The sequence below is a fragment of the Anaerohalosphaera lusitana genome, assembly GCF_002007645.1.
Taxonomy (GTDB): domain Bacteria; phylum Planctomycetota; class Phycisphaerae; order Sedimentisphaerales; family Anaerohalosphaeraceae; genus Anaerohalosphaera; species Anaerohalosphaera lusitana.
Window position 1 is genome coordinate 1,811,289 of sequence record NZ_CP019791.1, and the last position, 10,932, is coordinate 1,822,220.

A 10,932-nucleotide genomic window follows, 5' to 3' on the forward strand; every position below is an offset into this window, starting at 1 on the left:
CATAAAATGACTCTCAGCAGGATAAAACATAATAAACAACCGCGGCCATGCCAAATCGTCTCGCCCGGATTTTGCTTTTCCAACACTAATAAAGGTTCTTGCACATGCTTAACTTGACAGCCCCCTGCGCATAGACAATAATGCCTCGATGGACGTACTTAACACAATTGCCCCGGTCTTTCTGGTCATACTTACCGGCTACATACTGACGAAAAAGCGGTTCTTATCGGACTCGCTCGTAAAGGACCTCAACCGCATATGCTTCTGGATCGCGCTGCCTGCGCTTCTGTTCGGCAAAATTGTGGGTTCGACCGGCAATTTCACCGTGGTCATGGAAACTTTCCTCGTAGTCACTGCCGGCATGGTCGCATGTCTTCTCGGCGGTTTCGTCCTCGCCCGGTTACTCAAGGTCCCGTTCACCTCCGTGGGCACCTTCGTACAGGGAACCTACCGCGGCAATCTCGCCTTCGTCGGCCTTGCCGTTATCATATACAGCCTCGCTGACTTCACCCCCGAACACGCACAGCAGGTCGAAACCCTCGCGGTATACGTCCTAGCCCCCATCGTTCCGATCTATAACCTCGTCGCGGTCTTTCTGCTGGTGGCTTTCAGACAAAACGACAACCGCAACGCCGCCCTGAAAAAAATTCCCGTTCAACTTGCCTCCAACCCCCTTGTCATCGCCTGCGCAGCCGGTTTCCTCGTTCAACGTTTTTTGCCCTCACCCCCACTGGCGATCATGCGGACACTAGACGTCCTCGGACAAATGGCACTGCCTCTTGCACTGTTGGGAGTCGGCGGCGCACTTGCTCACCGCAAGATCGCAGGCCGAAGTTTATACGCAATCTCAGCCAGTTTGCTAAAAACTGTCCTCGCTCCCGCGGTCGGCCTGCTGCTGGCTCACCTGATGGGACTCAGCCAGGACGAAATGCGAGTCGCCCTCATATTCCTTGCCTGTCCCACAGCCATATCCTCCCACACCATGGCCGAACGCATGGGCGGCGACGCACAACTCTCCGCAGCGATCGTGATAATCAGCTCCCTGCTGTCGATCCTCTCCCTCTCCGCCATCCTCGCGATGTTCTATTGATCGGTTCTCTCCAGCTCCGCATGATAACTGCTCCGCGTGAACGGCGAAGACATCACCCAGCTAAACCCCAGCTCTTTCGCCTTCTCACCCCACCAATCGAATTTCGCCGGCTCGACATACTCCACCACATCCAGCGACTCCTTCGAAGGCTTGAGATACTGCCCCATCGCAACCCGGTCAACCCCCACCGAACGCAGGTCCTTCAGCACCTCGATAACCTCCTCATCCGTCTCGCCAAGCCCGAACATCATCGAAGACTTCGTCGGCGTATCAGAGAACCTATTCTTGAACTTTCGCAGCAGATCCAGAGACCGTTCATAATTCCCGCCGGGCCGAGCCTTCGTATACAATGACGGCACAGTCTCCACGTTATGACTGAACACGAACGGCAGGGCGGTCCCCAGTATCTCTATCGACTCATCCATACTGTCCCGAAAATCACCCGTCAGAAGCTCAAACTGCATCCCGTCGTTCAACTCCCGGCAGCGATTGACCACAGCCGCAAAATGTCCCGCACCCCCGTCCGGCAGATCGTCCCTGTCCACGCTCGTTATAACCAGGTACTTCACGCCCATCCGCTTTGACATCTCCGCAATCCTGTCCGGCTCATCCGCCGCAGGGGGCTCGGGCTTGCCATGACCCACCGAGCAAAACTTGCAGTTCCTCGTACAGACGTTCCCCAAAATCAGAACCGTCGCCGTCCCGCGATCCCAGCACTGCCCGCGATTCGGACAATTCGCATTCGTGCAGATCGTCTCAAGCTCCAGATCCTTCAGCGTATTCCGCGTATCGCCATAAGTCGCGCTCGCCGGCATGCGCCGTTTCAGCCACACCGGCAGCTTCCCTCTATTCTTCATATCGCACAAGCTCCTTATCCGACCAGTGTTCCACGCACACCCCGGCCAGAACTTTTCTAACTCGTTTCATATCGATCTCACCGCCCACCTCCTTCACCAGACTCGTCATCTCAACCCCCGCAAGCCCGCAGGGCACGATCGTATCGAATATCCCAAGATCGTTATTGATATTGATCGCCATCCCGTGATAAGTCACCCACTTCTGCACCTTCACACCCACCGAGCCGATCTTTCGCTCACCTACCCACAAACCCGGCGCACCCTTTTTCCGTCCGCACTCGAGCCCGAACTCCGCCAGCATATCTATACCGATCTGCTCCAGCGAACGCACATAATCACTCACGCTCAGCCCCAGCGACTTGAGCTTGACCACCGGATACAGCACTATCTGCCCCGGATTGTGCGCCGTCGTACCCCCGCCCCGACGAACAGCCTCCAGCACGATGCCCCGCCTGCCGAATTCCTCATCCCCCAGCAGCAGCCGGTTCTCGCTCTTCCTCGCGCCCATCGTCACTACGGGCTCATGCTCGACGATCAGCACCGTGTTCGGCACCTCATCCGCGATCCGCCGCTCGAGCAACTCGAGCTGCAGATCCAGCATCTCGCGATAACCGCTTGTACCGCAATCTCTTACGATAAGCTCACTTTTTAAAGAATCGTTAAGCAAACCCTTATCCTGACTCGATATCTAGACAAAAACGCTCCCTTGCCGTCTCATCACTTTGTAATCCGGAAAAACTGTAATGGTTTGACACTTCAGCCGTCTATAATATAGAATGTTTGCAGAATATTCAACCGCAGCACAGAACTTTTCCGCCCAGGCCAAAGTTATTATACGGTATGCAAATGATCAAAAACATATTCCGAATAACAAAATTCGCTTTCATCACCGGCGGCATCCTGCTCACCTTCTTCATCTTCATCGAGCTTATCCGCGCCTACCAGACCCTTCGCGACATGCACCCGATCGCGGGCTACGTCTACCTCGCAATCCTGGCCGGCTCACTCGCCTACGTGATCATTTATGTCGCCCGAACGCTAAAAAACCACCCGCCCAGCCTCAAACGCCCGAAAATAAAGGATACCTCCAACGCATCCCCGCGCCGGCTCCGCAAATATGCCCGCTACCTCAACCGATACATCGCCCGCCTCGCCACCAGCCCAGCCCTCGACGAACACCAGCAGGAAGTTGCCCAAACCGGCAGGACCACACTTACCGAACACGTCAATTCTGCATCCGACACCGAATGCATCCTCACAGCCATCCGCCGGGCCGAAGAAAGCACCGTCAACCCGCTCCTCGAAATAATCGACGACTACGCCGCCCGCCACGTCCGCAACTGCATGCGAGACGTCATGATCGCCGTCACCCTAAGCCCCTACAAAGCCGCCGACCTGATCATCGTCCTCTACCGCAATCTGATGATGGTCACAGGCATCATAAAAGCCTACAACTCCCGACCCCGCCTCCGCGAACAGCTCAGCATAATGGTCGACGTCCTTGCCATCGTCGCCACCGTCAACTACATCAACATGGGCAAGAACCTCATCGAGGGTCTCGCCTCCCGCGTCCCCGGCATCGGCAAATTCGTCGACGACATCGCCCAGGGCATGGGCGCCGGCTTCATGACCACCGTCTGCGGCCACGCAGCCATGCAGCGCTGCCGTGCCTTCACCGGCTGGGACGCCGAAGCCGCAAAACGCAATATCTTCAACAACATCACCGATTTCTACGCGGACGTGAAAAACGTCTTCTGGAAGGATATCTGGCCCGCACTGCGCGTCCGCGCCGGCGAAGTATCCACCGACATGAAGGACAAGATCGCAGCCACCCTCGACGACACCCAGGCCGCTGTCAGCAAAATCGTCAAGTCTCCCTTCACCGCCGCATACACCGCGACCTCCTCAGCGGTCAACGTCTCCACCAACGGCACCAAGGTCGTCGTCAATTCCGCAGGCAAGGTCGTCACCACCGCCGGCAACGTAACCTACAAAACCGCACGTTCAGTCGTTAAAACACCGGGCAAGCTCTTCCGCTTCGGCAAGAAAACCGCAACCTCCGCCGCCTCATCCCTTCGCCGAAAACCGAAAAAACTCCCGCCCGAAACCGACAACGACAGAGAATAGTCTCCCACAGCTCCAGCCGCACACCCGAACGCGTTATCACGAATGCTTGACGATCGTAGTCTGCCCCGCCTCGAACATCCTCACCGCACCTCCGTCCAGCCGCAAGATAAGCCCCTCCACCGGATCCACCCCCGCGCAGATACCCGAATACCGCCTATTGTTATGCTCCACCGTCACATACTCGCCCAACTGACTGCTCAGCCTCCCCCAGCCGTCGATGACCGCCTTCTCATCCGCTTGCATCTTGCCCACCCACACATCCAGCTTCCGCAGCAATACCCCCGCCAGCTCGTTCCGATCACAAACCTCACCCATCGCCAGGTCTACACTCGTCCCCGGCATCCGCAGCTCCTCACTCCCGAAAAAATCTTCCCCCTGATGACAGTTAATTCCGATCCCCACAACAAACACCTTCCTCCCCGCGATCGCCCTCGACTCCACCAGTATCCCGCAAATCTTCTTCCCCCCGACCATCACATCATTCGGCCATTTGATCCTCGCGCTAACTCCCGCATACTCCCTGATCGCCTCCGCCGTCGCCACCGCACTCGCCAGCGTCAAAAGCTCCGCACCCGCCGAAACCCCCGACACGATCACCGAACACAACAGACTCTGCCCCGCACTGCTCAGCCATTTATTCCCGCGCCTGCCCCGGCCCCCGCTCTGCTCCTCCGCAAACACCACCAGTCCATCACTCTCCGCACCCTTGGCATATTCCCACGCGATGTCGTTCGTACTCCTGGTCGACTGATAAACCACCACCCGCCGGCCGATCACGCACCCGCTCGCCGCTTCCTCTATTCTGTCAACGTCCAGCCTGTCCACCCAGCCCGCATCTGTCCCCATGCTTCCTACTCCCTGTCCAGCCCAATGTCCACGCTCACCGCACTGTGCGTCAGTGCGCCGACCGATATCCGCTCCACACCCGTCTCAGCCACCTCCCGCACATTTTCCAGCCGTATATTACCGCTTGCTTCCAGCAGGGGCCTCTCGCCGCACATCTCGTTCCGCATCTCCACCGCGCGCCTCATCTCCTTATAGCTCATATTGTCAAGCAGCACCACATCGATACCCTCGACCGCCAGCACCTGCTTGAGCTGAAAGTCCACATCGTCAACCTCGACCCCCACGAATTTTACCCGCGGATAGAGCCTCGCCCTCGCAACCATCGGCCCCAGCTTCTCCGCGATCTTGTCCCCGAACTCCGTAACGTGATTGTCCTTTATCAAAACCCCGTCCCCCAGGTTCATCCTGTGATTTACCCCGCCTCCGCACCGCACTGCGTACTTCTCCAGCTCTCGCCAGCCAGGCGTCGTCTTCCGCGTATCCAGTATCTTCGCCTTCGTTCCCTTAACCGCGTCTACATACTCCTTCGTGCCCGTACTTATCCCGCAAAGCCTCTGCAGGAAATTCAGCACCACCCGCTCCGCCGCCAGAAGCGACCGCGTAGGCCCCTGGATCACGCCTAGCAGATCACCTTCTCCCGCCTCCTCGCCGTCATTGACAAGGACCTGCAGCCCAAGCTTTCTGCTGTACCGTCCAAGAATATCACCCACGATCGACATCCCGCAAACGACTATCTTCTCCCTGCTCACGATACCCGCTCTGCCCCACGCATCCTCAGCCACAGTTATCTCGCTAGTCGGATCACCGTCCGCGTAATCCTCATCCACCGCCAGATCTATCAACCTGCCCACTGCTTTGAGATCGATCTCATGCATCATTTCTTTTTCCCGCCTTTGTTGGAATTCTTGTTAGCCTCTCCGACATCCGCCATCTCCGGCAGCTCCTTAACCTCCTTGAGCCTATCACGCAGCTTCGCCGCCCGTTCGAAGTCCAGCTCCTCCGCCGCCTTGAGCATCTCTCTTTCGATCTCAGCCGCAAGCTCAGCACTGTCGAACTCCTTGTCCTCGAAGTGCAGCGCCTCCTGCGCCGTCTTCCTCGCCTGCAGCCGCCTCTCGATGCCCCTCTTTATAGCCTTCTTCACAGTCTCAGGCGTAATGCCGTTCTCTTCGTTATATTTAAGTTGTATCTCGCGCCTGCGATTCGTCTCGTCCATCGCCCGCCTCATCGAATTCGTCACCCGGTCCCCATACAGCACCACCTTCGCATTCACGTTCCTCGCCGTCCGTCCGATCGTCTGTATCAGCGACGTCTCGCTCCGCAAAAATCCTTCCTTATCCGCGTCCAGTATCGCAACCATCGAAACCTCCGGCAGATCCAGCCCCTCGCGCAATAGGTTGATCCCCACCAGCACGTCGAACTCACCCGTCCGCAGATCACGCAGTATTTCGATCCTCTCCAGCGTATCTATCTCACTGTGCAGATACCGACACCGAAACCCGCTCTTCGTCAGATAGCTCGAAAGATCCTCCGCCAGCCGTTTCGTCAGCGTCGTCACCAGCACACGCTCGTTCACCTCCACCCGCTTTTCGATCTCGCTCACAAGGTGCGGAACCTGGTCCGTCGCCGGATGCACAAATATCTCCGGATCCACCAGCCCCGTCGGTCGAATGATCTGCTCGACGATCTCACCCTGCGACAGCTCCACTTCGTACTCGCTCGGCGTCGCCGACAGGAACACCACGTTCCGCCACCGATCCTGAAACTCCTCGAACCGCAAAGGCCTATTGTCCATCGCGCTCGGCAGCCGGAACCCGTGATCCACCAGCACCTCCTTGCGGTTCCTGTCCCCCGCATACATCGCCCGCAACTGCGGAATCGTCACATGCGACTCGTCTATGAACATCACGAAATCGTCCGGGAAATAGTCCAGCAGCGTATACGGCTTCGCTCCCGCCGGCAGCCCCGCCAGATGCCTCGAATAATTCTCGATCCCGCTGCAGTACCCAACCTCCTCGATCATCTCGATGTCGTACTTCGTCCTCGCCTCAAGCCTCTGCGCCTCCAGCAGCTTACCCTGCCTCCGCAGCTCCATCAGCCTCTCCTCCAGCTCCGCCTTGATACTCGTCGTCGCCGCCTCTATCCGATCCCCGGGCATCACGTAATGCTTCGCCGGAAAGATAAACACCTGCTCCTCGCTTGCCAGCACCTCACCGCTCGTCGGATTGATATAACTGATCGCCTCCACCTCATCCCCGAAAAACTCGAACCGCAGCCCATACGATTCATACGAAGGCCACAGCTCCACCACATCCCCCCTCACCCTGAACGTACCCCGACCGAAATCTATGTCGTTCCTGTCATACTGCAGATCCGCGAACCGGCCCAGCAGCTCGTTCCTGTCGATCTCATCACCCACGTTCACCGGTATCACGCTCGCCTTGTAATCGCCCGGCGAACCCAGCCCGAATATGCACGACACCGACGCAACGATTATCACGTCGTCCCGGCTCAGCAGACTCGTCGTCGCCGACAGCCTCAACCTGTCCAGATCATCGTTACGTGACGCATCCTTCTCGATATAAATATCCCGCTGCGGAATATAAGCTTCCGGCTGATAATAATCGTAATAACTGACAAAATACTCCACCGCGTTATCCGGAAACAGCTCCTTCAGCTCCTCGTAAAGCTGTGCCGCCAGCGTCTTGTTATGACTGATCACCAGCGCGGCCTTGCCCGTCCGCTCGATCACGTTCGCCATCGTAAACGTCTTCCCGCTGCCCGTCACCCCAAGCAGCGTCTGAAACCGCTTACCCGCATCCAGCCCCGTCACCAGCCGATCGATCGCCTGCGGCTGATCCCCCCGAGGCGTATATTCACTTTTGATCTTGAACTCTGTCATATAAACCGGATTCCTGAACTACCACGCAAAAACGAGCATTTTAACTTACTTCCCGCATCCTCGCTACTCTAATTCATCCCAGTCTGTTCGATTGCTCGGCTGCTGCACCATTTCACGCAACGCGCGCAAAAAAACGGGCATCGCATCTCACGATACCCGTCTGTAATCTATATCACCAAAGAGCGGCAGGGCGATTAGCGTCTTCGCGTCCCCATCTGTGCCATGCGCTGAGCCTTACGGCGACGACGGCGATTCTTTTCCGATGGCTTCTCGTAGTAGCTGTTGCGCTTCATATCGCGGATCAGACCTTCTTTTTCACACATCTTCTTGAAACGCTTAACCATCGCCTGAACCGATTCGCCTGCTCTTGCTCTTACTTTAATCATACAGTTTGTAACCCTTTCTTAATAACCTGCAAAGAAATCAACTAACAACCTACACAACTACACAAACATGCTAAGAGTATACTAAATTACACATCCGCCATACTTTTTCAAGGTAAAAATTGTTCATTCACCGGCTTTTCCAGCAAAAAACGCACAAAATCCAGCCGATTTCCCCTCCCGTCGCCGCTTTTTTGCCAATCTAACCAACTTTTAACCCCCATCCCGCTTGCATTTATACCAAAACTTGAGTATACCTGAGATTTTACGTATTTTCAACCGCCCCGGCAGCCCCAGGGCGATTTAGCGAGGATCTCATGGAACACACTGACAATCTGAACATTGTACAATTCAAGCCGCTGATCACACCCGACCAGCTCAAGGCCCAGCACCCCGTCACCGAGCAGACGCTCAAAAGCGTCGCCCAGTCGCGCCACGCCGTCCAGCGGATCCTCCGCGGCGAAGACAAACGCCGCATGGTCATCACCGGCCCTTGCAGCCTCCACGACGAAAAAGCCACCATCGACTACGCCCAGCGTCTCAAAAAACTCCAGCAGGACTGCGCCGACGAGATCCTCATCATCATGCGCGCCTACTTCGAAAAGCCCCGCACCACCATCGGCTGGAAGGGCATGCTCTACGACCCCCACCTCGACGGCTCATACGACATCGAGTTCGGCATCACCCAGAGCCGCAAACTCCTCTGCGACATCGCCGAGATCGGCCTGCCCACCGCCACCGAGTTCCTCGACCCCATCGTCCCCCAGTACATCGCCGACCTCATCACCTGGGCCGCCATCGGCGCACGCACAACCGAATCACAGATACACCGCCAGATGGCCAGCGGCCTCTCCATGCCCATCGGCTTCAAAAACGCAACCGACGGCAACCTCGGCGTCGCAATGGACGCCATCAAAGCCGCCATGAACCCCCACTCCTTCCTCGGTATCGACCGCAACGGCAAGGTAATCTCAGCAGAAACACGCGGCAACCTCTACGGCCACCTCGTCATGCGCGGCGGCAAGGACGAACCAAACTTCGCCAGCCAGTACGTCGCATTCGCCGAGGTCCTCCTGCAGAAACTCGAAATCCCCAACGGCATCGTCATCGACTGCAGCCACTCTAACTCATACAAGGACTTCAAACGCCAGCGGAACGCACTCGAAGACATCGCCGACCAGATCCGCAACGGCAACAAAACCATCGCAGGCGTAATGCTCGAAAGCTTCGTAAACGAGGGCAAACAGTCCATCGACGCCCCCCAACTGAACTACGGCGTATCCCTCACCGATAGCTGCATAGGCTGGCAAGAAACCGAACAACTAATCCGCCACCTCGCAGGCGCAGTAAAAGCCGCAAACTGAATCATCGCGACATTGAGAGCCAAAGACGAATACCGGCATCAGTACTAGCGCCACCAAAGTTGCGCCATTATTTCCTCTTGCCAAAGCCCGACATACGTGGTAAAGTCGCCCCGATTAAACCGAAAGGCGGCAAATGACCCGAACCCAGATACTCGCAAAGGCACTCCTGGCAGTCCTCGGCGTACATGCGTTCTTCTACCTCTTCTTTAAGGCCTTCGACTATATCCGCCTGGCATCCAGATACTCAGCTTCTGCTGTCATCGCATCCGCGATCCTGCTTCTGCTGTTCTGGCTCATTCTAGTCTACCTTGTTTTTCGTAATAATCGCCTCGCAGCTATACTGCCCGGCCCAGCCCCCGACGATCCCCCGGCAACCACGCTGTTTACGGTACTGACCTTTCGCACCGCTTTCGTTGCCTATGGTCTCATCCTCATTGGAAAAAATGCACGGCATTTTCTGGGTATCCTCTCCTTCTTGTTCCCTTCTCGTATTCGCGATTACATAAATCAGATCATCACTGGTAGTACGGACCTCGCCGATGTGCTCACAATATATACTCTTTACCCGCTTGGCTACCTTGTATTGTTCATCCTGAGTATATATTTCATTACTGGCGCCCCGCATCTTGTCCGGTTTTACACCCGCCAGATCGCATCCTTCGCTTCCCAAAAGCCCAAACCTTCAGGAGTCTCCGAAAATGAATAGAACCCACCAGCTCGCAAAACTCGCCCTCGCTCTCATCGGAATCTACTTCATAGTGCTCGCGGTGCCCACACCCATAACATATATCATGGTGATAATTTCAGGTGGTGCCGCAGACTCAGCCAACATCCTGCAGATATTCATAGGCACCCTGATCTATCTGGGATACATGTACCTACTCTACTTCCTGCTCATCCGCAAACGCGCCTGTTTTGCTGAAAAGATCGTGCCCGAGGCCGACCAGTCCGAACCCGGTTCTCCCTCTCAGTGGATTCCCCTCGTATACCGCCTTACCTGTATCTCCGTCGGCATATATCTCTCCGCACTGGTCATCACGAATATTACCTCGATAATCAACAACTGGATATTGCATCGACAAATTCCCGACGGTGTTTACTCTGCACCCAACTCGTATAGCTCCATCTTTCTCATCCCCCTCGCAGCCTACCTCCTCGCCGGTGCACCGCACTTCGTTCGCTGGCAAACCCGCAAAACCCTCGAATTCTGCAAAACGCAAGAGCAGTAAATCCGTCCAGTATCCCCGCCCCGGCTCGCTCTGACACTTCAGTTTACAAAACAGCAAATTCCCGCTATACATCCTTGCTTTTTACGCCGAAATATGTATAATTACGCTATTCAATTTCGGGCAGGTGCAAGGGAGAT

General features: G+C 56.2%; 11 protein-coding genes. 5 read left to right on the plus strand and 6 right to left on the minus strand.

What is annotated here, in order from left to right:
• Positions 1 to 148: 148 nt before the first annotated feature.
• Entirely contained in the window at positions 149 to 1,090 is a 942-nt protein-coding gene (locus tag STSP2_RS07505; RefSeq protein WP_146661357.1) for an AEC family transporter, read from the plus strand.
• On the opposite strand, the gene lipA is transcribed toward STSP2_RS07505, so the two are convergent.
• Entirely contained in the window at positions 1,084 to 1,947 is an 864-nt protein-coding gene (gene lipA / locus STSP2_RS07510; protein WP_146661359.1) for a lipoyl synthase, read from the minus strand. The two genes, STSP2_RS07505 and lipA, sit on opposite strands and share 7 nt — an antisense overlap.
• A complete protein-coding gene (gene lipB / locus STSP2_RS07515; RefSeq protein WP_169853064.1) occupies positions 1,937 to 2,614 on the minus strand; it encodes a lipoyl(octanoyl) transferase LipB in 678 nt (225 codons plus the stop codon). Before lipB ends, lipA begins: the two co-directional genes overlap by 11 nt.
• Before the next feature lie 179 nt (positions 2,615 to 2,793).
• Here lipB and STSP2_RS07520 point away from each other — a divergent pair, with 179 nt between their 5' ends.
• Complete coding sequence (locus STSP2_RS07520; RefSeq protein ID WP_169853065.1) at positions 2,794 to 4,074, plus strand: YcjF family protein; 1,281 nt, start codon at positions 2,794 to 2,796, stop codon at positions 4,072 to 4,074.
• Positions 4,075 to 4,110: 36 nt separating this feature from the next.
• Here STSP2_RS07520 and STSP2_RS07525 read toward each other — a convergent pair whose 3' ends face one another.
• The 4 genes from STSP2_RS07525 to rpsU all read right to left on the minus strand — a co-directional run bounded on the left by STSP2_RS07525 (position 4,111) and on the right by rpsU (position 8,205).
• Complete coding sequence (locus STSP2_RS07525; RefSeq protein WP_146661364.1) at positions 4,111 to 4,920, minus strand: biotin--[acetyl-CoA-carboxylase] ligase; 810 nt, start codon at positions 4,918 to 4,920, stop codon at positions 4,111 to 4,113.
• A gap of 5 nt (positions 4,921 to 4,925) precedes the next feature.
• On the minus strand, positions 4,926 to 5,798 hold the full coding sequence (gene nadC, locus STSP2_RS07530) for a carboxylating nicotinate-nucleotide diphosphorylase (protein WP_205848030.1): 873 nt from the start codon (positions 5,796 to 5,798) through the stop codon (positions 4,926 to 4,928).
• Complete coding sequence (gene uvrB, locus STSP2_RS07535; RefSeq protein WP_146661366.1) at positions 5,795 to 7,819, minus strand: excinuclease ABC subunit UvrB; 2,025 nt, start codon at positions 7,817 to 7,819, stop codon at positions 5,795 to 5,797. The genes nadC and uvrB overlap by 4 nt, the downstream gene beginning before the upstream one ends.
• Positions 7,820 to 8,013: 194 nt before the next feature.
• Positions 8,014 to 8,205: a 30S ribosomal protein S21 gene (gene rpsU, locus STSP2_RS07540; protein WP_146661368.1), complete on the minus strand. Its 192-nt coding sequence runs from the start codon at positions 8,203 to 8,205 to the stop codon at positions 8,014 to 8,016.
• Positions 8,206 to 8,519: 314 nt separating this feature from the next.
• Between rpsU and STSP2_RS07545 the strand changes: the two genes are divergently transcribed.
• From STSP2_RS07545 to STSP2_RS07555, 3 genes are all read left to right on the plus strand, one after another.
• On the plus strand, positions 8,520 to 9,566 hold the full coding sequence (locus STSP2_RS07545; protein WP_146661370.1) for a 3-deoxy-7-phosphoheptulonate synthase: 1,047 nt from the start codon (positions 8,520 to 8,522) through the stop codon (positions 9,564 to 9,566).
• Between the two features lie 133 nt (positions 9,567 to 9,699).
• Positions 9,700 to 10,272, plus strand: coding sequence for a hypothetical protein (locus STSP2_RS07550; protein ID WP_146661373.1), 573 nt, complete (start codon positions 9,700 to 9,702; stop codon positions 10,270 to 10,272).
• Positions 10,265 to 10,795: a hypothetical protein gene (locus STSP2_RS07555; protein ID WP_146661375.1), complete on the plus strand. Its 531-nt coding sequence runs from the start codon at positions 10,265 to 10,267 to the stop codon at positions 10,793 to 10,795. Before STSP2_RS07550 ends, STSP2_RS07555 begins: the two co-directional genes overlap by 8 nt.
• Positions 10,796 to 10,932: the final 137 nt, after the last annotated feature.